17 protein-coding genes are annotated in these 21556 nt (G+C 71.7%); 11 read left to right on the top strand and 6 right to left on the bottom strand.

Annotation, left to right across the window (positions count from 1 at the left end; translation table 11 throughout):
- The first annotated feature begins 245 nt into the window (after nt 1–245).
- The 11 genes from PSU4_RS27075 to PSU4_RS27125 all read left to right on the top strand — a co-directional run bounded on the left by PSU4_RS27075 (nt 246) and on the right by PSU4_RS27125 (nt 14626).
- Entirely contained in the window at nt 246–1991 is a 1746-nt protein-coding gene (locus PSU4_RS27075; protein ID WP_147114464.1) for a transglycosylase family protein, read from the top strand.
- A 59-nt stretch (nt 1992–2050) separates the two neighbouring features.
- Nucleotides 2051–3037 carry a hypothetical protein gene (locus PSU4_RS27080; RefSeq protein ID WP_147114467.1) on the top strand — a complete coding sequence of 329 codons (987 nt, stop codon included), beginning with the start codon at nt 2051–2053 and terminating at the stop codon, nt 3035–3037.
- Nucleotides 3034–3369: a hypothetical protein gene (locus PSU4_RS27085; protein ID WP_147114470.1), complete on the top strand. Its 336-nt coding sequence runs from the start codon at nt 3034–3036 to the stop codon at nt 3367–3369. Before PSU4_RS27080 ends, PSU4_RS27085 begins: the two co-directional genes overlap by 4 nt.
- A gap of 16 nt (nt 3370–3385) precedes the next feature.
- Entirely contained in the window at nt 3386–4258 is an 873-nt protein-coding gene (locus tag PSU4_RS27090; RefSeq protein ID WP_147114474.1) for a hypothetical protein, read from the top strand.
- The gene (locus tag PSU4_RS27095; RefSeq protein WP_246115376.1) at nt 4258–5742 is read left to right on the top strand and encodes a TrbL/VirB6 family protein; all 1485 of its coding nucleotides are present in this window, start codon (nt 4258–4260) and stop codon (nt 5740–5742) included. Before PSU4_RS27090 ends, PSU4_RS27095 begins: the two co-directional genes overlap by 1 nt.
- Entirely contained in the window at nt 5739–7310 is a 1572-nt protein-coding gene (locus tag PSU4_RS27100; protein WP_147114477.1) for an SCO6880 family protein, read from the top strand. The genes PSU4_RS27095 and PSU4_RS27100 overlap by 4 nt, the downstream gene beginning before the upstream one ends.
- Before the next feature lie 86 nt (nt 7311–7396).
- The gene (locus PSU4_RS27105; RefSeq protein WP_246115377.1) at nt 7397–8992 is read left to right on the top strand and encodes a putative type IV secretion/conjugal transfer ATPase; all 1596 of its coding nucleotides are present in this window, start codon (nt 7397–7399) and stop codon (nt 8990–8992) included.
- On the top strand, nt 8989–10449 hold the full coding sequence (locus PSU4_RS27110) for a right-handed parallel beta-helix repeat-containing protein (RefSeq protein WP_147114485.1): 1461 nt from the start codon (nt 8989–8991) through the stop codon (nt 10447–10449). Before PSU4_RS27105 ends, PSU4_RS27110 begins: the two co-directional genes overlap by 4 nt.
- A complete protein-coding gene (locus tag PSU4_RS27115) occupies nt 10446–11504 on the top strand; it encodes a trypsin-like serine peptidase (RefSeq protein WP_246115378.1) in 1059 nt (352 codons plus the stop codon). Before PSU4_RS27110 ends, PSU4_RS27115 begins: the two co-directional genes overlap by 4 nt.
- Before the next feature lie 87 nt (nt 11505–11591).
- A complete protein-coding gene (locus PSU4_RS27120; RefSeq protein ID WP_147114488.1) occupies nt 11592–12743 on the top strand; it encodes a C40 family peptidase in 1152 nt (383 codons plus the stop codon).
- The gene (locus PSU4_RS27125; protein ID WP_246115379.1) at nt 12740–14626 is read left to right on the top strand and encodes a type IV secretory system conjugative DNA transfer family protein; all 1887 of its coding nucleotides are present in this window, start codon (nt 12740–12742) and stop codon (nt 14624–14626) included. The genes PSU4_RS27120 and PSU4_RS27125 overlap by 4 nt, the downstream gene beginning before the upstream one ends.
- Before the next feature lie 211 nt (nt 14627–14837).
- Here PSU4_RS27125 and PSU4_RS27130 read toward each other — a convergent pair whose 3' ends face one another.
- The 6 genes from PSU4_RS27130 to PSU4_RS27150 form a co-directional block, all read right to left on the bottom strand.
- Nucleotides 14838–15104, bottom strand: coding sequence for a hypothetical protein (locus tag PSU4_RS27130; protein ID WP_222596416.1), 267 nt, complete (start codon nt 15102–15104; stop codon nt 14838–14840).
- A 210-nt stretch (nt 15105–15314) separates the two neighbouring features.
- Nucleotides 15315–16106: a hypothetical protein gene (locus PSU4_RS27135; protein ID WP_147114496.1), complete on the bottom strand. Its 792-nt coding sequence runs from the start codon at nt 16104–16106 to the stop codon at nt 15315–15317.
- A gap of 785 nt (nt 16107–16891) precedes the next feature.
- The gene (locus tag PSU4_RS31610; RefSeq protein WP_186817209.1) at nt 16892–17029 is read right to left on the bottom strand and encodes a hypothetical protein; all 138 of its coding nucleotides are present in this window, start codon (nt 17027–17029) and stop codon (nt 16892–16894) included.
- Nucleotides 17030–17557: 528 nt separating this feature from the next.
- Nucleotides 17558–18412: a ParB/RepB/Spo0J family partition protein gene (locus PSU4_RS27140; RefSeq protein ID WP_147114499.1), complete on the bottom strand. Its 855-nt coding sequence runs from the start codon at nt 18410–18412 to the stop codon at nt 17558–17560.
- 3 nt (nt 18413–18415) lie between these two features.
- On the bottom strand, nt 18416–19180 hold the full coding sequence (locus PSU4_RS27145; protein ID WP_147114502.1) for a ParA family protein: 765 nt from the start codon (nt 19178–19180) through the stop codon (nt 18416–18418).
- A 1838-nt stretch (nt 19181–21018) separates the two neighbouring features.
- Nucleotides 21019–21267 (bottom strand): hypothetical protein, encoded by a 249-nt coding sequence (locus PSU4_RS27150; protein WP_147114505.1) that lies wholly within the window; start codon nt 21265–21267, stop codon nt 21019–21021.
- Nucleotides 21268–21556 lie beyond the last annotated feature (289 nt).

Raw genomic sequence — 21556 nt, forward strand, 5'->3', positions numbered from 1 at the left:
CTCGGGCTCGGGCTCGGGCTCGGGCTCGGGCTCGGGCTCGGGCTCGGGCTCGGGCTCGGGCTCGGGCTCGGGCTCGGGCTCGGGCTCGGGGGAGGTCGAGCCGACCGCGGCGACCTGTGGAAACGGGCCGCGATGAGCCGCCCCCTGCTGCCGCCGTGAGCCGATCCACGCCCTCCGTGCCTCGTCTTCGGCAACCGGCCCCGACCCGCCCAGATCGATCGTCTCGTGACCAAGGAGCAGTGACCATGCCCGTCACCACCACCGTCGGCGCCCTGGCCGTCGCCGCCGCGCTGGCCGCGGGACCGGCCCTAACCACCACCCCCGCGCTCGTCGCCGACCAAACCGACACCAGGACCTGCACCGTCCACACCACCACCGACACCACCACCAAGGACTCCGGCTCGACCACCCCGGGCGGCGGCGGTGGACAGCTCACGCCCGAGCAGGCAGCGAAGCTCCTCGGGCAGGTCCGGGAACTGGTGACCTCACTGACTCTCGCCGGCTCGGACGCCCGCGCCGCGGCGCTGAGCTCGGGCATCCGCGCGTTGGGGATCACGCCCTCGGTCGCGTCTGGCTGGCGCCAGCGCGTACACGACCTCGCCGATTCGACGCTGTCCGCCATGGGCAGTGACCCGGCCGCCGGGACGCTCGCGGTCGCGCTGGTCAAGGCCGGCTACTCCCCCACCCCCGCCGACCTCCGGACCAGCATCGAGAAGGCCGCCGACACCAGCACGGCCACAGGTGCAGGCACGGGCGGGGAGCCCGGGTCGGTGATCGTGCCCAGCGCCGCGGCCGGGTCCGTGCTGCTCGCCGGTGGCGCGCTCGCCGCCGCGGTCCGCGCGCTGCCCGCCGACGGCCTCGAGGTCTGCGGACTCGACTCCAACCCCGGCGACAGCGCCGGAGGTGGCGCCGACCCGGGCAGCGACGCTGGTGCGGGCACCGACGCTGGTGCGGGCGGGTGGTCGGCCGAGGCAGATGCCCTGCTCGCTGAGCTGACCGGCAACTCCGATCCCGCAGCGCGCCAGCTCGCCCAGATCATCGAGCAGGCCCGCGACAAGGGGACAGGGACCGGCAACACCGGCAACACCGTCAACGACCAGGTCACCGAACGCGGCAATAACACCTCCACCACAGGGGGCGACACCGGCCGGGGAGGCAGCGACACCTCCACCGGTGGCGACACCACGGCCCAAGACCCCGGCCATGCGGGCGACGGCTCCTCCGGCTCGGGCGCCGCGACCGACACGACGTCCACCGGCGGCGCCGACGGCGCGCAGGCATGGGAGGCGAAGGCCCGGACGTTGGCCGATGAGCTGTCCGCCGCAGGAGACGACCCGGTCGCGCGCAACCTCTCCGAGCAGCTCGCTGCCCAGGGCATCACCGGCCGCGGCCAGCAGTCCGACACCACGAACAGCGACACCACGGACAGCACGGACAGCACCGACACAACTTCGGGTGCGGACACCTCCTCGACCTCCGACGGCGGCGCGGCCGCCGACCGTGACCAGGACAGCGACCAGGACGACAGCGACCAGGACAGTGCTCAGGACTCGGGCAGCGGTCAGCAGAGCACCGACGACGAGCAGAGCTCCGACGACCAGGACCAGGACCAGGACGCGCAGGACGACGAGAAGTCGCAGGACCAGCAGGGACAGCAGGACCAGGGAACCTCGGATGACGCGGCGACTGCCGGTGGCCAGGGCGGCGACACACAGTCCGGCTCGGATGCCACGACCAGCACGAACACCACGTGGGACCAGCTCGCGCAGTGCGAGAGCGGCGGCGACTGGAAGATCAACACCAAAAACGGCTACGAAGGCGGGCTGCAGTTCGACGCAGCCACCTGGAAGGCCTACGGCGGCGACCAATACGCGCCGAGCGCGGACCAGGCCACCCGTGAGCAGCAGATCGCGGTAGCGGAGAAGGTCAAGGCAGACCGTGGCGGCTATTCGGCCTGGCCCGCCTGTTCTCGCAAGCTCGGTCTGTCGTGACAGTCACCGGACACCACCCCGGTCAGGCAGCGGCGGGGCCGGGCCCGCGGCGGGGGACGGTGGCTGAGTTCGTCGCCGACCTCGAACGCGCGACCCGCACCGGAGCGGGGCAGACCCGGATCGACCAGGTCGATCTCACCGAAGCCGCGGCCGCCGCGGCCCGCTGCGCGGCCACGGGCCGGGACGGTGACGTGGGGGCGGTCGCGGCGCGAATGGGGGGCGCCGCGGCCGCCATGACCGCGCTGGACCTGCCACCCGGTGTCGTGGAGCCGGTGAGCTGGGCCGGGTTCGGCGCGCTGATCCCGGTCGTGTCCGGCTCCCCCGGCGCCGGGGCGTCCGTGGTCGCCGCGGCGATCACCGACCTCCTGCAGCTGGCCGGGCGGTGCGTGCTGCTCATCGACGCCGCGGACCCGGCCCGCTCCGGGCTCGCCGCGGCCGCCGAGGCCGAGGGCCCGTGGACCTCGCCGCTCACACCGGATCTGTCGCTGCGCTACTCCTGGCGCGGCCAAGCCCTGCTCGCCCGGCTGGAGTCGACCCTGCCGGTGATCACGCCGGGGATGGTGCCGGCGCCGCCGCAGTGGCTGCCCGAGGTCGACCCCCTGCACGTCACCGTGGTCGACGTCGGCCACGACGGCTGGCGCGCCGCGGCCAGCCCGCTGGCCGGTGCCGGAGGCTGGCTCCGGCTCGGCACCCCGGCGCAGCGCCCGCTGCTGGTGGTCCGCCCGACCCGCCCCTCGCTGCGCCACGCCGAACAGGTCCTCGCCCGCCTCGAGCCCTGGGTCAACGTCGGTGCCGCGACCTACCCGTACCAGCTGGTCGTGGTCGGCGCGAAACGCTGGCCCGCCGGAGTCGTGGGCGCAGCCGGGCGACGGCTGGAACCGATGACCGAGACCGCGGTCTTCCTGCCCCACGACGACGACGTGCTCGTCGCCGGGGTGACCCCCGAGCTGCTGCCCGACCGGCTCCTCGACGCGCTCGCGCCCCTGTTGACCCGCTGGAACCTGCTCCCCCCGCCTGCCTCCCGTTCCCGAAAGGCACCCCGATGAGCCTCACGTTGGCCCTGGCCGACCACACCCTGCGCTGGATGAGCACGCTGCCGGCCCAGATCCCGCTGCCGGCCCAGATCCCCAATCCCGGGGCGACGGCCCCGCCGGGCGCGGACAAGATCACCCAGGTCATCGGGTACGTGAAGTGGGGGGCCGGGGCGGCGATCGTGCTCGGCTTCTTCGCCGGCGTGGCGATGTTCGCCGGCGGCCGGATCGCTGATCACCACCGCTTCGGGCGGATGGGCGCGATCACCATCTTCGCCTCGGTCGGGTCGGCGTTCCTCTACGCCATCGGCTACGTGCTGCTGTCCACCATCGCCGGCAACGCCTGACCCGGGGATGACAACGATGAACCCCAACGGGGCACCGTTCTCCCCCGACGAGCAGACCCGCCCCACTCCCAGCTCACCGTTCCCGCCGCCGACCGCCCCCGATTCACAGCCGAGGCGACGGGGCCGCGGTGGGCTGTTGCTGGCGAGCTTGGGGGCGCTGGCGATGCTGCTGCTCATCGGGCTCGTCGCGGTGATCCTCGGACTGGGCAAAGACCCCGACCCAGGCGCGTCGCCGGCCGGGCCGGTCATCGGGGAGCCCGGCTGGGACCTGGCCGCGGAGACCGCGCTGGCCACCCGCCCGATGCCGCTGCTGCCCGAGGAAGCCGCGCAGCCGCATGCCCTGAGCACCCGGGAACCCGATGCGCTGATCACCCTGCCGCCTCCGGGTGGACGCAACGACGTGCTCGCCGACGAGTTCCCGCCCACCCCGGAGGGGGCGCTGGCCCAGCTCGCGGAGCTGACCCGGGTCGGGCTGCAAGGAGCGGACCCGCAGGCCTACGAGCTGGCCTACAACTCGATCGCCGCGCCGGGCGCACCGCAGGTCGATTCCAGCGTCATGCACCGGACTCTGATGGCCTTCCGACAAGCTGGGCGTCTGCCCAAACAGGGCGTCGTCTCCAGCCTGTCCCTGACCTACACACCGCTGGCCGGCCTGATCAAGGGCACGACCGACGGCGGGCGCTACGCCGTCGTCTGCGTCCTGGGCGAGGCCGCGATCATGGCCAACGGCACCCCCATCACTGCCGGCGGCGGGGATTGCCAGGCCATGCGCTGGAACGGCCAGAACTGGCAGATCGCCCCCGGAGCCCAGGCCGCCCAAGCACCGGTCGCGTGGCCCGGCACCGACGAAGCTTTCGGCGCCGGCTACATACCGCTGCGGACCAGCTGATGCCCGCCTCGCTGGTAGCGCCTGCCGTCCTCGGTATCCCCGGCCCCGAGGACCTCATCTCGTCGGCGTTCAACACCATCCTCGACTCGATCATGCAGGCGATCTGGTCGGCGTCGGTGTGGCTGCTGCGCACCGCGTTGGAGCTGGTCGACGGGCTGCTCGCCTTCAACACCAACCTCGCCGGGGCCGACGGCAGGCCCGCAGCAGGGGCGCCGTTCTCGACGGTGTGGCCGACGCTGCTGTGGATCGCCGGGGCGGTTGCGCTCGGGCTGTTTTTCTGGCAGCTCGCCGTCACCGTCCTGCGCGGTGGGGTCGGGTTCTGGCGCGTCGCGTCCGGCCCGGTCGCGTTCGGGGTGGCGTGCGCGCTGAGCCTGGGCGTGGTCACGGTCCTGCTCGGCGGGGCTGACGGGCTGACCCAGCTGCTGCTGCAGAAGGGCCTGTCCTCGGACAACTTCGTCGGCATCCTCGACGGCGCGAAGCTCGGGAAGGTCTTCACCGACACCCCACCCGACCTGGGCGATCAGGTCGACGGCAGCGCCCGCTCGGTCGTGCTGGGCATCGTGAGCGTGTTCGGGATCATCCCCGCCGGGATCGGCTACCTGCTGGAGATGGTCTTCCGCCAGGCCGTGATCCTGGTGCTCGTCGCGACGCTGCCGATCACCGCGGCCGGGTTGATGACCAACACGACCTCGAGCTGGTTCTGGCGCGCGCTGCGCTGGACGATCGCCGCGATCGTGCTCAAGCCCGCGCTGGCACTCGTGCTGGTCATCGGGGTGAACATGCTCGCCCAGCCCTCAGGGATCGGTGGGCTGCTCGCCGGCGCCGGGGTGCTGCTGGTGTCGCTGTTCTGCCCGCTGGCGGTGTTCCGGCTGCTCGCCTTCGTCGAGCCCGGCACCGCCGCCGGAGCCACGTTCCGCTCCAACCTGTCCTCCGCGTCGGGCTCGTCGGGGTCGGGCTCGGCAGGCGCCGCGGACGGCGGCTCGTCCGCGGAGGAGTCCAACACCTCCCGCTTCGACGCGGCCAGCTCCGGCTCGTCCGGCTCATCAGGCGGCGGCTCGTCCGGGGGGTCGGGCAGCGGGGTGTCGCAGCTGGGTGGGCTGGTCGGCGGCGCGGCCGCGGCCGCGACGAGTTTCGGCAACGCCCAGATGGACGGGGCCGGGATCGGCTGGGGCTACGGCGGCCCGGCCGGCGCCGGGAACAGCAACAGCAGCAACCAGAACCAGGACCGCTCCCAGCGCGACCCGAATTCGACGGACTCCTCGTCGGGCTCGGGGTCGGGTTCTGGTGGTGATGGGTCCGCGCCGGTCGATGGTGGGCTGCCGGTGTCCCCGGACGCCCCCACGCAGGCCATCGCTCCCCCGACACCGGGCGGTGGGGCACCGGCCGGCGTGAGCAGCGGCCCGGGCGGTGGCTCCGGAGGCTCTGGTGGTCCTGGTGGTGGGGGCGGCGCGGCCGCAGCGGCTGACGTGCCGCCGGTCGCATGAGCGCCCGCACCAGCAGCGACACCGCCTCAGCGCGGTCGCTGCGGATCTACCGCGAGCTCAACAACCGCGAACGCGCCGGCTGGGTCCTGGGGCTGACCCCGGCCCAGGCCGTTGCCTGCCTGGCCCTGGTCGCGCCGGTGCTGCTGAGCCTGTCGGCCGGCCGTTGGGTTGCAGCGTTCGGCTGGCTGCTCGTCGACGGGCTGCTCGCCGCGCTGATCGTCGTCCCGGTTCGCGGCCGCTCGGCGTTCCGCTGGCTCGCCGACCTGATCTTCTTCCAGACAGGAGTCCTGATGCGCTGGTCGCTGTGGCAGTCCAAGGCCGCCACCGGGCTGCCCGGTCCCCGCGACGAACCCGACCTTCCGGGCGTGCTGGCCCGGGTCGCGTTCCCCGACGGCCCGCCGTTCCGCGACCAGGGCCGTCTGTGCCTGATCCACGACACCGGCGACGGCCGCTGGGGTGCCACCGCGCGGCTGACCCACTCCGGGGTCGGGATGCTGTCCGACGCCGAGTGCGAACGGCTCGCCGCGCGGCTGGGGAACCTGCTCATCGCGATCGGGCACCGCGAGGTCGTGGACCGGATGTCGCTGCTGGTGCGCACCGTCCCCGACGACGGCACCGAGTACGACGTGTGGCGCACCGCCCACGAACACGCCGGCGCCCCCGACCTGGCGCGGCAGGCCACCGACGAGCTCGACGCCACCATCGGCTCGGTGTCGGTGCGCACGGAGCTGTTCGTGACCGTGTCCGGCACCGAGTCCGCGCTGCGCCGCCCCGCCGCCGCCGCGGGTGGCGGGACCGCGGGGCGGGCAGCGGTGCTCTACCGGGTCCTCGACGGCCTCGACGACGCGCTGAAGTCACTCGGGATCCGGTCGGTGAGCTGGCTGACCAGCGCGGGGATGGCCGAGGCCATCCGCACCGGGTTCAACCCGGCCGCGGCCGCCGTGCTGACCAACCAGCACCTGACCCACCAGCAGGTCGCCCCCGCCGGCGCCGCTCCCGGCGGCGGGTCGGTGGGGCTGCCGCTGGCGGCCGCGGGCCCGACGTTCGCGCCGACCCCGGCCGCCCGCGCCTACCACCACGACGGGTTCTCCTCGGTCTCGTATGCGGTGATGATGCCCGAGGCCGGCACCATCTTCGGCTCCCTCGGGCCGCTGCTCGCCGTCCGGACCGCCGGGGAACGGCGCACCCTGGCCATCCACTACGAAGTGCTCTCGGCGCGGGCGGCGAACCGGGCGGTGCAGTCCAACCGTTTCCGCAACAACGTCATGACCGACTGGAAGGCCAACAAGGGCTTCAACACCACCGCCGCCGAACACCGCAAGGCCGGCGGCGCGCGCAACCAGGAATCCGCCGTCGCCGCCGGGCACTCCATGGTCCGGTTCACCGTCGCCGCCTCGATCACCGTCCCGGCCGGATGGAACCTCGAGGACCACGCCGCGAAGCTGGAGAACGACGCCTCGGGCCGGTTCCGGCTGCTGCGCCTGGAGCTCGCCCAGGACAGCGCGTTCGTCGCGGCCGCGCTGCCGGTCGGGATCGGGCTGCCCCGCCTGCGGGGAGCGCTGGACTGATGCGCTTCCTTCGCTCCCCCCGCCCTGCCCGCTCCGCCCGCGCTGCGGGTGGCCCGACGTCCGGGCCGCGGGACGCCCAGGACCTGATGAGCCTGTTCGCTCCCGGCGGCTCGCTGAGTCCCGCCCCCACAACAGGCGGCGACGGCCTCGACAGCCAGGACTCGCGAGCCGAGCGGATCAACCGGGCGCTCGCCCCGCGTCGCGGCCGATCCGAGGCCGGCAACGGGTGGGCGCCGGTCGAGGCCGCCGCCCGGGTGCCGGTCTATCAGGCCACCACCGGTGAGATCGGCGGGCTGTTCCCGCTGCTCGCCGCGAACGGTGTTCCCGCGATCGGTGCCCGCATGGGCTACGACGTGCTCTCGGGCGGGGCGTTCTACTGCCACCCCATCGAATGGCTGCTGCGCGGGCTCTCGACCAACCCGAACATGGTGATCTTCGGCGAACCCGGCCGCGGCAAGTCCTCCACCGTGGTGGCGTTCTGCCTGCGGATGATGCTGTTCGGGATCAAGACGCTGATCTCCGGCGACGTCAAGGGCGAGTACACGCCGCTGCTGCGCTCCCTGGGGATCACCCCGATCGCGCTCGGACGGGGCAGCTCGGCCCGGCTCAACGCGCTCGACCTCGGCCCGCTGGCCGCCCGCTGGGCCGGCTGGACCGCCTCCCGCCAGCGCGAGGAGCTGACCGGGATCCTGGCCCGCTGGACCAAGCTGCTCGCCGCGCTGGCCGAGACCCAGGGATATCAGCCCACCGTCACCGACGAGCTCGTGCTCTCGGTCGTGCTGCGCCGCCTGGTCGGAGCCGAGGACGGCAGCACCCGGCTGCGTCCGATCACCATCCCCGACGTCGCCCGCGCGCTGGCCGACCCCGACGAGGACCTGTGGCAGGTGGCCCGGTTCGCCGGGCCGCGGGAGTTCCTCGACCACACCCGGCTGATCACCGACGCCCTGTCCAACCTCGTCCACGGGCCCCTTGCGGGGCTGTTCGACGAGCCGACGAACTTCGCCCTGGACTGGGACGCCCCGATCCAGTCGATGGACCTGTCGCTGCTGCGCTCACGAGGGGACCAGGCCATCGCCGTGGCCCTGACCTGCCTGGGGTCCTGGTCGTCGATGATCACCGATCTGCAGGACGACGGCGAGATCCGCATCGTCGTGCGTGACGAGGTCTGGCGTCAGATGCGGCTCGGGCTGCGGGCGGTGCACGCTGTCGACTCCGACCTGCGGCTGTCCCGTGCGGAACGCAAGATCCAGTTGCTGGTCATGCACAAGCCTTCGGACCTGCTCTCGGTCGGTGCCGCGGGCTCGCAGGAGGTCGCGATCGCCAAAGACCTCCTGGCGTTGTGCTCGACGCGGATCCTGCTCGGGCAGTCCACCCGTGTTGCCGACGAGCTGGCCACCGAGCTCGCGCTGTCCGAGCGGGAACAGGACGTCACCAACGGGTGGGCGATGGAACGCCGCGGCCGCGCGCTGTGGAAGATCGAGAACCATCCCGGGTGGAAGGTCCAGACCGTCCTGTCGGCCACCGAGCAGCGGATCTTCGACACCAACGCCCAGCTCCGCGCCCACACCCCCGCACCCGTCCCCCAGCACGGGGACCCGCAGCAGCGGCCGGGTCCCGGCTCGGTAGGTGCGGCGGCGTTGCTGGGGCGGGTCAACGGCCACCACCTCGGGGTTCCCCGGTGACCAGCCCGCACCTCCGTGTCCTGGTGGGCCGGCGTCGCTGGGTGGTCGCGGCCGCGGCCGCGCTCATCCTGCTCACTGCCGGCGCCGGGACCGCACAGGCCGCCGACAACGAGCCACTCGCCGGGGCCCGGCCGCTCGCGGGGGTCGCTCCGGGCGCTGCGGTGTCGTGCGGGTGGCGCGCGGCGGCCGCCGACCTCGCCGCGGCCACCGCCACTGCCACCGACCCGCGCGCGAAGGCCATCCACGACGCGCTCGTCAAGGCCGGGCTCAGCACCAGCACGCCCGCCACCTGCAGCAGCGGGACCGGCCCCGGGGCCGGCACGGGCGCGGGCGCGGGCGCCGAGACAGTCGCTGAGCCCGGGACGGGAGCGGTGAAGGGCATCGACGACGGAGCGCCTGGCGGGGGCCGGACGCTGACGGTCGGCGCGGGCGGGGCCTACCGCGACATCAGCGCTGCGGTCGACGCCGCCCAGCCCGGTGACACCGTGCAGGTCTCCGCGGGCACCTACCCCGGCTTCGCCGTCTCCCGCGACGGCGCGCCGGGCAAGTGGCTCACCATCGCCGCGGCACCCGGTGCGGCGGTCGTCATCGGCGGCGGCGACTCATCCGGCTCGGGCAACGGGCTGGTCTCCCTCGACGGCCGCTCCTGGGTCCGGCTGGTCGGGCTGACCATCCGCGGATCGGCCGGCCACGGCATCTACGGCGACAAGATCGACCACATCGTCGTGCGGGACTGCGAGGTCGCCGACTCCCAGGACGGCGGCATCGTGCTCTCCAACGGCCGCGACGTCCTCGTCCAGGACGCGAACGTGCACGGCAACAACGCCCGCGGCACCTCGGCCAGCAACGAGGCCATCTCGATCGTCGGGACGAAGACCTTCGAGATCGCCGGCTCGACGGTGCACGACAACGGCGAGGAAGGCATCGACGCCAAGTACGAAGCCTCCGACGGGCTCATCCACGACAACCAGGTCTGGGGCAACCGCGGCCCGAACATCTACCTCGACTCCGCCCACGACCTCACCGTCACCGGTAACCAGGTGTGGGGGGCCACCGAGGCCAGCAAATCCGGCATCGGGCTGGCCGTGGAGAACTACTCCACCACCCGCCGGCTCGCGAACATCACCGTCTCCAACAACGTGGTACGCGACAACGTCGGCGCCGGGATCGACTTCTGGGTCGAGTCGAGCGGGCAGCTCTCCGACGTCACGATCACCGGCAACCACATCGGCGCCAACGGCCGCGGCGGGATCACCTACAACACCAGTGACCTGAGCGGGATCACCGTGCGCGCCAACACCTTCGGCGACGGCAACACCCCACCCGCCACACACACCGGCGTGACGCTGCTCGACAACGTCACCGGCGTCATCCCCAAGGTCACCAGCGCACTGCTCGACCGCGGCGGCTCCGGCTCCGGCAACTCGCAGCCACTTCTCGGGACGGACCATCAATGACCACCAGCCCGCACCCGGCCACTCGGCCCGCGTCCACCCGGCGGCGGGGCCGGCTCGGACCGGCCGTCGCGCACGTTCTGGCTGCAGCAGCCGCCGCCACAGCGCTGGGGGTGCTGCCGATGGCCGCCTCCGTCTCCGCGGCTCCGCCACCCCGGGCTCCCGCCGCCGCGCATCCTGCCGCCTCGTCGCCGACCGCCACCACCACCACCACCACCACCACCAGCGTGCTGGTTCTCGCCCCGGCCCGACCGCCACGCGACGACGTCGCCGGACCGGCACCGGCCCAGCCGAGACCGGCCAGCTCCGCGCCGAGCTCCGCCCGCGCGGCCAGCACCGGCGCCGGTGGCGCGTTCTATCAGGCGGAGCGGGCGATCTCGGTCGGGCAGCTGCTGTCGACGCAGAGCTCGTGCACCGCCACGGTCGTCTCCTCGAGCACCGGCAGTGTCGCGGTCACCGCGGCGCACTGCGTGTACTGGCCCGCGGCCGGGCCGATGGCCGGCGCGTTCCCGAGCCACGGCTGGGTTCGGCTGGAGCAGTTCATCCCCGGCCGCACCGGCGACGGCACCCCGTACGGGCGCTGGCAGATCGAGCGGGCCTGGGTCGACTCCCGGTGGCGCGACACCGGCGACATCGCCTATGACGTCGCGTTCCTGCGGATCAGCCCGCAACGCGGCCGCAGCGTCCAGGACGTCGTTGGCTCCCAGGGCATCGCGTTCACCACCCCCGTGGCCGGGACCGCGGTCACCGCGCTCGGTTACCCGGTCGAGGCCCCGTTCGACGGGCGCACTCTGCGGCGCTGCTTCACCAGCGCCGTCGCGATCGACCCCAGCAGCGACAACGCGCTGACGATGCCGTGCGCGATGACCCCGGGCGCCTCCGGCGGGCCGTGGCTGACCGGCTTCAACCCGGGCACCGGCGCCGGGACCATCGTTGCGGTCACCAGCTTCCACGACGACACCGGCCTGCTCTCCGCGCGTCCCCTCGGCGACATCGGCTACGCGCTCTACCAGGCTGCCGACCAGAACAGCGGTGCTGGCCAGAACAGCGCCGCATGAGCACCGGCGCTGCCCGCCCGGACCGGGTCCAAGGCCATCGACCGGTGCGCGGGACCCGAAACTCGACAGGCGTCGGGTAGGCCGGCGGTGGGTTCGTCACGCACCACCCTGGTCGTCGCCGCGGTCGCGGTGTGGTTCCTGCTCTGCACCGCGGTCCTGGGCGGGTTCGCCGCGATCGCCACCCTCGGCGGCGCGCTGGCCGGGGGCTGCGGCGGCGACGGCGGCACCGGCGGGGGCCGCCAGCAGATCGGGCCACGGTCCTGGTCAGCCGAGCAGACCGCCAACGCCCAGACCATCGTCGAGATCGCCGTCGCCCGCGCCCTGCCCCGACGCGCCGCGGTGATCGCCGTCGCGACCGCCATCGTGGAGTCCCAGCTCAACAACGTCACCTACGGCGACCGCGACTCCCTCGGCCTGTTCCAGCAGCGCCCCTCCCAGGGCTGGGGCAGCCCTGCCACCATCCTCAACCCCGCCCTGTCCACCGGCACCTTCTACGACCGCCTGCTCCAGCTCCCCGGCTGGGCCACCATGGCGCCCGGGGTCGCTGAGCAGGCCGTGCAGCGCTCGGCGTTCCCCGAGCGCTACGCCCCCGCCGAATCCCCGGCCACCGCGCTGGTCGAGCGGTTCTGGAAGGGCCCGGACAACCCAGTCCCGCCCGTCAACGGCGCGCCCGTCTCAGGTGCCGACGCGCAGGCCGCGGCGTTCGCGACCCTCGGCTGCGCAGATCAGGGCGGGTCGAGCATCCAGCTCTCCCCCGAGGACCTGGACCGCCACCACATGCCGCCCGGGTTCACCCTGCCCGCCGACCCGCAGCAACGCGCCGCGGTCTCCTACGTCATCTCCAAGATCGGCGCCCCCTACGTGTGGGGAGCCAAAGGGCCCGACGCTTTCGACTGCTCCGGGTTGATGCTGGCTGCCTGGGCCTCGGCCGGGGTGCCGATCCCGGCCGGGACGGTCAGCCAGAAGAGCGCCGGCACCCCCGTCGGATCGCTATCGCAGCTGGCTCCGGGGGATCTGCTGCTCACCCCGGGCTCGCTCGGGTCGGCGACCAATCCGCGTCACGTCGGGATGTATGTCGGGCACGGCGTCGTCGTCGACGCCTACGACAGCTCCACCGGCGTCATCGTCTCCCCGCTGTCGAAATGGACCCCGCAGATCGTCACCATCCGCCACATCGCCGGACCCTCCGGCGAACCCGCCCCGCCGCCGTCGGCGCTGGCCGCAGGAGCCCCCCGATGATGACCCGCAGCACCTCCACGTTCCTGGGCCGCTCGCCGGTCTCCGACCAAGACCTCGCGCTCGCCGCGCTCGGGTTCGGCCTGGCCATGGCGGCCTTCGCCGCGGGCGGGCTCCTGGTCGCCGCCCTGACCGTGGCGGCCCCGCTCGCCGGCGACGGGCTTTACTGGGCCGGCCCCGACCAGGTCGTGCCGCTCGGGTTCGCGATCCTGACCCACCCTGCCGACCCCGGCGCCGCCGTCGGGGCGCCGTGGTCGGTGAGCCTCGCCGGCCACCCCGGCCTGTACTGGACGACTGCCGCGGTCCTCGAGCTGGTGTTCTTCACCTCCGCAGGCGTGTGCGGAGTGTGGGCGTGGCGGCGGTGGGGACCCGGCCCGGCCGGGCACGCCACCCGCGCCGAGATTGCCCGCGAGCTCTCCCTGCCTGCTGCGCGACGCACCGCCGCGTGGACCCGCCCCAGCCTCTCGCCGACCGAACGGCGCCACGCCCCGCTGGCCGAGCTCGCCGCGCCGCTGCACCGTGACCGCCGCGGCCGCCCGCTGTGCACGCCGTTGGAGAACCCGACCGGCACCCTGGCCCCGACCCAGTCGGGCAAGTCCCGGCGCGACCTCGTCCACAAAGCCCTCGCCGCCCCCGGGGCACTGCTGTGCTCGACCACCAAACCCGACCTGCTGGAGTTCGCCGCACTCGCCCGGACCCGGCGCCACCTCGCCGGCCCTGTCCTAGTCTTCGACGCCACCGCCGCCACCAGCTGGCCCGCGCGGCTGCGCTGGTCCCCGATCCAAGGCTGCCACGACCTCCCGACCGCCTACCGACGCGCGCACACCATGGTCGAGGCCTCCGCGGTCGCCGTCGAAGCCGGCGGTGGGGGCGGCGCCGGTAACGACCGGGTGTTCCGCGAACGCGCCACGTTCGTCCTCGCCGCCTACCTGCTCGCCGCCGCGCTCCACGGGCGCGGGATCGACTCGCTGATCCGGTGGGCCACCACCAAACCCGCCAACCTCGAACCCGTCTCCATGCTCAAACGCGACTACCCGCAGATCGCGGCCAACCTGGCCTCCGAGACCGGGATGGTCGCGCGCACCGCCGACGCCGTGTGGATGTCGGTGCGCCGTGTCATCGAGCCCTTCCTCGACCCCCGGCTGCGTGAGCTGTGCTCGCCGGCGCCCGGGGACGGGTTCGACGCGCGTTCGTTCATCGGCCGCCAAGGCTCGGTGTTCCTCGTCGGCGGTGAACACCAAGCCGCCCAGGCCACCCCCGTGCTCGCGGCGTTCGCCGAGCACTGGCTCACCACCGCCCAGGAGATGGCACTGGACTACCCCACCCGGCGCCTGGACCCGCCGGCCACCGCGGTGCTCGACGAGCTGGCCAACGCCACCCCGATCCCGCAGCTGCCCGACATCGTTTCCGACTCCGCCGGCCGCGGCGTGGTCATCCACTGGGCCGCGCAGTCGATGGCGCAGCTCGAAGACACCTTCACCCCGCCCCGGGCACGGCAGCTGCTCGACAACACCACCACGCTCAGCGTCTGGGGCGGGCTCAAGGACTCCCACGCCCTGGAATGGCTGTCCACCCTGGCCGGGCACCACGAGCAGGTCCGCGCCCAGCACCACAGCGAGGGCATGTGGAGCGGCGGCGCCCGCACCTCATACGGCCTCGAAACCGTCCCCACCCTGCGCCCCGGCGATCTGCGCACCCTGCAACGCGGACAGGTCCTCGTGCTGCACCGGGCGCTGCGACCGTTCCTGGCGCGCACCGTCGACATCGCCCAACGCCCCGACTGGGCCCAACTCCGCGGCGACGTCGACGCGGTCCGGACCGGGACGCCGGCCGTTGACGACCGCGGCTTCGCCCACACCCGCCGCGCCACCTTCATCACCCGGTAATGCGCCCGGCGGGCACGAGCAGCGCGATGAAGTCATTTTCGCCAGACGATCGGATTGGCCGAAGACCCTGACGACAGCCTCGGTTTCGTTGTGACCTGAACGACGCTGCCTCGACACCCGGGGGGCCTGAACCCACCTCCGACGGTCACCGGGGGCCCTTGGGCCTCCGGTTCAGTTCCCGTTGCCGGCGCGGTTGGACGGCCAGGGCGGTCTAGAAGTAGGCCACCGAGTTTCGCGAGGGGTGTGGTGTCGACGTCGGCTTGCCCACGCGCTCGTCGCCCAACAGCAGCCGGCCCTGCAGCTCGTAGCGGTCGCGGCTATTGGCGAGGCCAGTGACCTTGGCGAGGCCAGTGATCTCCGCGACCGCGAGCACCGTCCCAGCGAGGTCGACGATTTGGACCTCGTCTTGCTGGAGCGCGCGATCGGCGTTGAGCTTCCAGACCCCGCGGCCGGCGTCCCATGCCTCGTGCTCGGTCATTCCCGGCCAGCTCCCGATACGCGAGCGGCCCAGCGCCTCAGTGGCCGGATCGGCAGCACGCTCTGGGCCGAGTTGGATCTGAAGCACCGCAACCTCCTAGTAGCATCTTAACTAGTTGCAAAGATACTCCAGGGGTGTCTAGCTTTGCAACAAGTAATAAACCTAGTTCACATGTCAGTTTGGGTACGCCCATACGCCACACCTGACGGATTAGGGGGGTAGGACCGCCGCCGCCATGCGCGACCGCAAAGCGTCGAGGGCGCGCAGGGCCCCGTGCACTCGGTGGTGTGGGTCAAGCTCGAGCACAGGGTTGCTGGTTCGGAGCTCGGCGGCCGCCAGCCCGGCGGCAGCGAAGGTGGCAGGGGTGAGGGTGTCGTCGGCGTAGTCGGCGTCGACTTCGTCGAGCCACTCACGAGCCGGGTGTGGCTCGTGAGTGCGCCCGTCGGGCCCGCTGTCTGCAGAATAGGCATCTGCGTTGCTGCTCTCTCCTGACCCGAGGACGCGGTGGGCCTGGATGAGCAGGGCGAGGAGCACAGTGCGGACCTCGGCACGGTGGGCGTCAATCCAGATTTGCCGGCCGTCGCGAGCACGTAGCTCGCGACGTGCAGTGCGAGTGAGCTGTTCGTCGGGCCGGTCGTGCCTGAGCAGCCCGTTCAGGCGGTCGAGCCTGTCCTGGGTGCCCTGACGGGTGGTGATGCCGAGCGGAGCGCCGACGGTGGCTAGCGACAGGCCGGCGGCGAGGCCTTGGCGGAGCAGTCGGCGTTCGGTGCGGCAGTCCTCCCACCACAGCCAGGTCCACAGCAGCAGGGCGTCGGCGTGGTCGGCGGCGGTGACCCAGCGGGGAACTCCGACCAGGCCCCGGTTGAGCACGAACTCCAGTACGTCGCGGGGATCGGTGCCTAGCTCTGACCTGCGCGGATCGTCGATCCGCGCGTGCCGACGGTCAATCCGGGTGACGGCGGCGTCGCGCTCGGCGGCCGAAACCTTCGGGGGCGTAGCCACACGTCAGATTTTCACAGACGGTAATTCGGATAGCTGCAGCGACTCGCCGAGTCTCCGGGAATTCCTGGGGCTTGGGCGTTGGACTTCTCGACATTCACTTGGCGGGAGTGAGTTCTCGACTCGGCATTCCGCCGCCCGTGAGGAGAGACGTTATGACAGGTGGAGCTCGGAAGAGGAGGGCGCAGGGCAGGGCGAGCGAGGCTTCTCCAGGTCGCCCTTTCCCGCGCGCGTACGGGTCAGCACGCCGACAGCGGGCGGAGCTGGTTCGGACGACCGAGGCGTTGTCCGGGCGGACCTTCTGCGCTGTCGGTGTCCCCGGCGTGTGTGGCCACCTCGTTGCCACACACGCCCATCACACATCGGCGCACCAAAGCGACTCGGCGGTGCTTCACGCTGCCTGTCGCGCATGGCCCCCTCTCCGGGCGCCCCTCCCCCGCCAGCGATCCCGGGATGGAGCGGACCCGTACTGCCAGCACTCACCGTGCCCGCCCGGTCCGCCCTACCGCCACGTCCCCTGCATGGCTACACCCCGTCCTCGACCCCGCTTGGTCCCTTCCGTCCGTGGGACGCCGGGGGACCGGCCGCTGATGCTCATAGGGTTCGCCGGCGCCCTGCACGGTAGCGAGCTCGCCGCACTCGCCTCGCCGACCCGTTGTCGACCCTGATGGGCTGCGGGTCGTCATCGTCGCGTCCAAGTCCGACCCCGCCGGGGCCGGACACACCCGCGATCTCACCTACGGAGCTTCTTCTCGTCACCTGCCCATCCGGGCCTGACACGCTTGGCTCTACCCGCCGCAGCCGTTCTCCCAGCGCGACATCGGCAACCGCTCCCCCACCGCCCCACCGCCCGCGAGCCAGTAGCTCCCGCTGCCACCACCCATCGCCCCGGAACTGGCGGCTGACGCGTCCGTGTTCGTGCGCATCGACGAATGGAGCCAACCTCGGACACCCCGCTTGGTGGCCGCGCCTTTGCGCTCTTCGTCGCCGCCTGCGCCGACGCTGGGAGCCTGCCCGGTATTTGGCCAGCCATCCGCTGCTCACAGGCTCGCGCCATCGCCCTCCGCGCTGGCACTCCACCTGTCGCGCCAGCACTCCGGAGACTGCGCTCGTGCGTCAGCTGACTCTCCCTCGTCCGCGATGCACGGTTACATCAATGAAGGTGCGGTCTGGGACAACCCCGTCCGATCCGTCTCTGACACCATGCAGCGACGCGTCCTGTTGCGGTGCCGTGTTTACGGCGTAAACGGTCTTGCCGTGGCTGTGGTCGAGTACGAACGAGATCGGCACCCGTGCGTGTCGCCCAGCGGGGGAAGCAGCTGCGCCACGACGCCCCCGTTGGTACGCCGTCGTACGAGACCAAGCCGGACGCTGCTTTCCGTGCTGCACCGGCTCTGGACGCGCGAAGGGCGGGACCGCACGCGTGCGGCCCCGCCCTCCCCTTGCCCGTGACGTTAGTCCCGCTGGGTGCTCAGCAGCCGAATCAGCTCGGCGAGCTCGTCGGCGCTGAACACCTTCCGGATCGACGCCGCAGCATCCGCGGGTGTCGCGGCGGCGATCGTGCGACGGGTCCGGTGGCCCGCACGCTCCGCCTTCCGTCGATACGGTGGTCCGTCCGCAGCGATCTGCTCCTGCTCGTCTGTCGGCAACGCGCCCAGTTCCCGCGCGCGTTCGAGCTTCAGCCGGCCGTCTTGGAGCGCGTCCTTCAGTGCCGGAATCAAGCCGAGGAGAACGACGCGTTGACTGACGTAGCCGTTGGTCCGCCCGATCCTGGCCGCCAGTTCTCGTTGCGAGATCTTCTCGGCAGTCAGGACACACTGCATCGCTGCCGCCTCTCGCAGCGGTGACAGGTCCTTGCGATGGCTGTTCTCTATCAGCATGACCTCGTGCATGCTCGCTAGCCGCTCGTCATTCACCAAAGCTGGCACTCGCGCCTGGCCGGCGGCGATCGATGCACGCAGCCGACGGTTCCCGATGAGCGCCACCCAGGAGGCGTCACCAATTCTGGAGTGCTCGCTGGGGAACCGGTCTCCGAAGGCCTGCGCGGAGCAGACGACGATGGGTTGCAGCACACCGTGCTGGCGGATGGTCGCGACGAGCTGGTCGAACTCCTCGCCCTCATCGTCGCTGGGGTCACGTTCGTTGAACGGGTTCAGCGCGATGTCGCCGACGGCGAGCGTGGCGCTGTCGAGCTCGACGGTGCGGCCACGGGTAGAGGTCGACCACCGAGCGTCCGCTGGGGGAGTGAGGGAGTAACTGTCGGGGACTTCTTCCTGGGCCAACTCAGCGAGATTGACGCGCTTCCCCATAGCTCAGGCCTCCCTAGCGTGCTCGCCCGCGTTTACGCCGTAAACACCGACGGTGGCGTCGTTGGCGGGATCCCCGTTGGCGGACACGGCGGCATGCCGGGCGGTGCCGCCCTGACCGCCGAGTACCTCGAGTGCCAGCTTGAAGAAGTCCTGCCGTGCCTCGAGCGCAACCCGGTTCTTGGCGTACTGGACCACAGTGACTCCCTCGGCGGAGGCGCGAGTGTGGAGCTTGTAGTGGCGGACCACGGTGTTGAAACAGGGCCAACCGCGTGCCGCGGCGTACTCACGGGTCTGGGTCAAGTCGGCTTCACCGTCCCGGGGGTCCCAGTTGTTCAGCAGTACCCGCCACGGCACACCGAGGGGGACCACGAGGCGCTGGATGGAGCGAGCGGCGGGGGAGAAGGACATCGGCTCCGGCTCGAGCGGAACGATGACGTCGTCAGCCTGAGCCAGTACCGTCCGCAGAATGGACTCGTCCTCGAGGCTGCCGGGGGTGTCGACGAAGATGTGGGCGTACCGGTCGATATCGCGGAGCTTGCTGAGCAGTGCCGGGTTGTCGTGACACTGCTCGAAGTCGAACGGTAGCGCGTCACCTACCCGGTTGGCCCACTCGAGCATGGAGGCCTGGGGATCGGTCGAGACGCCGAGCACCGGGGGAGCGTCGGTGCTGCCACCGAGGGTATCGGCGACGACTGCGGCGAGGTTGACCGTGACGGTGGTCTTGCCGACCCCGCCCTTCTGGTTGGCGATGACATGAACGCGCGCCATGAATTTTTCCTCCGTGTGCTTCCCACCCCCGGTGGGGCGGTACTTCGGATGTGCCGATCATCATCACATACAGCGGTGAGTCGCCGGGCCAGGCGCGCGCTGCCGCGGCGGTGCGCGCGAACCCCACAGAACAGGACTGACCACGATAATCGGACAGATAGTTGCAGACTGAGGGTCCCTAGTCCCCACCAACCTGACAACCTGTCTCACGTTTCGATCTGCTGAGTGCGTCTTTTCAGTGTCCGGAGCGTGCCCTGGTTCTTTAGCGCCGCTCCCGGCGGGACCGGGGTCAGGGTCTCCACGATCGACCTCCGTCTCGGATTCGTTGCTGCTCGACGAGCCGCCGCTGGCGTAGAGCGCGGCGATGTTCTGCCCACGCAGCCCGTGCAGCCAGCTGGCCGGGCGAGACACGGTCCGGAGTCTGAGTGCGGCTGGTGGCCGACCCCCTCACCCGGGCGGCGAGCTGTGAGGCCTGGCGCGCACGGTAGTCGCCGCGGTGTCCGATGACCTCGGGTGGCAGTTCCGCCAGTCGCCCGGTCCACGGCTTCAGGCGGTACCCGATCACCCGGAGCACGTCGGTCGAGCCCTTCGTGACGGCACCGCGCCTGCTTTCGAGGCGATCGGGGTGGTGTTCGAGTGCATACAGGACCCCGGCCACACACGCACCTTGATCCCACCACCCCTTCAGCAGGGCCCGGGCACGCCACAGAGGCGCCCCAGAACTTGGGCCGTCGAGGCCCATTCTGTTGAGTAGGCAACGAGTTGCAGCGTTTCGCTCGGTAGGTGACCTGGGGACTTGAAAAACTGGCCAGTCAACGAGTCGTTTACTGGCGGGGTCGTTCCGTCCACCGCCCGTCAAGGGCTTGTTCTCAACGAGAGATTCGGGGAGGTCGCCACTTTCATCCACAGGCCTCGATTGCGGGGGGTTACGTTGGGCAGCAACCGGTTGCGGGCGGCAGGTGACCAGGGCATAGGTAGGTGTACGGTTCCGGTCGGTCCCGAGGAACTCCTTGGACGCGCCCGCTTCAACCACAACGAGCAGGCCCACGTCGCGTGCCCAGGCGAGCACCCGAGACACAGTTCGGGGCGCGCGGGCACCGGCGGCACCGAGCCGATCAGCGGCCAGGCCAGTCACGAGTCCGGTCGACCAGTCCATGGCGCACACCAGTTGGCGCAGGATCTGGGTCCAGCTGCGTCGCTTGTCCCCGCGCCAGTCCTCACCTTCGATGAGCTCGTCGACCCGTTGCAGGGCCTCTTTCTGGTCGATCAGCACTCGCCACCCGGTGTCGATGAAGCTGCGCCATCCCGGGTGCGGGGCCCACTGCCCGTTTTCAAGACGCTGACGGGCACGCTCGCGGCCGTAGGCCAGCGCTCGCGCCGCTGCGCGAGTGAGCTGACGCCGAACTGGGCGCGCCGCTGCGGCGTGCCCTGGCCCGCGCGGGGGGGTAAGGCGCGCGGCCCGCCCGCGCGGTGTCGACGACGGGCGGGTCTCGCGTGGTCGAGCCATGGGTGGCGGTGTGAGACCGAAGCGTTCGACGTCCGCAGCGGCTCTGCCGGCGCCGTGAATGATGCAGCGGTCGCTGTCGACGCTCGTGGCAAGCACGAAGCTGCCCTGCTCGTAACAGGGCTGGCACCAGCCGGCGTAGGAGGGCAGGACGGCGTCGTCGTGTCGCACTCGCACATCGCCCTGCCCAAGAGGTATCTTGGACACGCGAAAGCGGCCCTTCTCGCAGAGGGTTCAGAAAAGCCCGGCACTGCCGGGGTACGACGTCGCGGGTGGTGCCCTGCGACGTACTAGCTAGACGAGGCGGCCCTTGCCGGGGCCGCCTCGTTCTGTTTTAGGAAGCCTTCAGCGGCAGCTCCTCCTGAGCATCCGAAGCCGAGTCTGGGTAGCAGTAGTCAGGGACCGGCAAGCCGAGGCGCTCGCCAACCAGGCGGGTCAGAACGTCGTTGACGTCCAACCCGTCACGGCGTGCAATCTCCTCCGCCGCGGTGCGGTACTGACGGGGCAGACGGAGCCCGGTGAATACCCGGTCTCCCTTGCTCGGCCTGCCCGGCTTGCGGCGACGCTCCGGACCGATCTCCATGGGCGAGAAGCTAGCGGTCCGCGACTCAGATCCAGGCGCGACGCGCCGGTGAAACTGAAACAAGCGAGCTATCGGGATCGCACGCCTGTAGCCGAAGGCACAGTCGCTCGTTCGAGCGGGGCCCGAACGGACCCTCCCTGGTTCAACGATTTCCGTCGAGATGCGGGACTCCGTCTGCTGCACAACAACTTCTACGATTCCTGTGGCGGCCGCTGCGGCCGCTGTCGCCGGAGCCTGAAATCCGACCGCCTGGAGGGGCTGCGCGTGCTGGAAGGCTGTCCGAGGGGCT

Source organism: Pseudonocardia sulfidoxydans NBRC 16205, from assembly GCF_007989085.1.
GTDB classification, from domain to species: domain Bacteria; phylum Actinomycetota; class Actinomycetes; order Mycobacteriales; family Pseudonocardiaceae; genus Pseudonocardia; species Pseudonocardia sulfidoxydans.

Excerpts from the sequence above, each read along its gene's own strand:
- PSU4_RS27075 (WP_147114464.1), top strand. The coding sequence starts at position 246 with ATGCCCGTCACCACCACCGTCGGCGCCCTGGCCGTCGCCGCCGCGCTG.
- PSU4_RS27085 (WP_147114470.1), top strand. The coding sequence starts at position 3,034 with ATGAGCCTCACGTTGGCCCTGGCCGACCACACCCTGCGCTGGATGAGC.
- PSU4_RS27090 (WP_147114474.1), top strand. The coding sequence starts at position 3,386 with ATGAACCCCAACGGGGCACCGTTCTCCCCCGACGAGCAGACCCGCCCC.
- PSU4_RS27095 (WP_246115376.1), top strand. The coding sequence starts at position 4,258 with ATGCCCGCCTCGCTGGTAGCGCCTGCCGTCCTCGGTATCCCCGGCCCC.
- PSU4_RS27100 (WP_147114477.1), top strand. The coding sequence starts at position 5,739 with ATGAGCGCCCGCACCAGCAGCGACACCGCCTCAGCGCGGTCGCTGCGG.
- PSU4_RS27105 (WP_246115377.1), top strand. The coding sequence starts at position 7,397 with ATGAGCCTGTTCGCTCCCGGCGGCTCGCTGAGTCCCGCCCCCACAACA.
- PSU4_RS27115 (WP_246115378.1), top strand. The coding sequence starts at position 10,446 with ATGACCACCAGCCCGCACCCGGCCACTCGGCCCGCGTCCACCCGGCGG.
- PSU4_RS27125 (WP_246115379.1), top strand. The coding sequence starts at position 12,740 with ATGATGACCCGCAGCACCTCCACGTTCCTGGGCCGCTCGCCGGTCTCC.
- PSU4_RS27130 (WP_222596416.1), bottom strand. The coding sequence starts at position 15,104 with ATGACCGAGCACGAGGCATGGGACGCCGGCCGCGGGGTCTGGAAGCTC.
- PSU4_RS31610 (WP_186817209.1), bottom strand. The coding sequence starts at position 17,029 with ATGCGCACGAACACGGACGCGTCAGCCGCCAGTTCCGGGGCGATGGGT.
- PSU4_RS27140 (WP_147114499.1), bottom strand. The coding sequence starts at position 18,412 with ATGGGGAAGCGCGTCAATCTCGCTGAGTTGGCCCAGGAAGAAGTCCCC.
- PSU4_RS27145 (WP_147114502.1), bottom strand. The coding sequence starts at position 19,180 with ATGGCGCGCGTTCATGTCATCGCCAACCAGAAGGGCGGGGTCGGCAAG.
- PSU4_RS27150 (WP_147114505.1), bottom strand. The coding sequence starts at position 21,267 with ATGGAGATCGGTCCGGAGCGTCGCCGCAAGCCGGGCAGGCCGAGCAAG.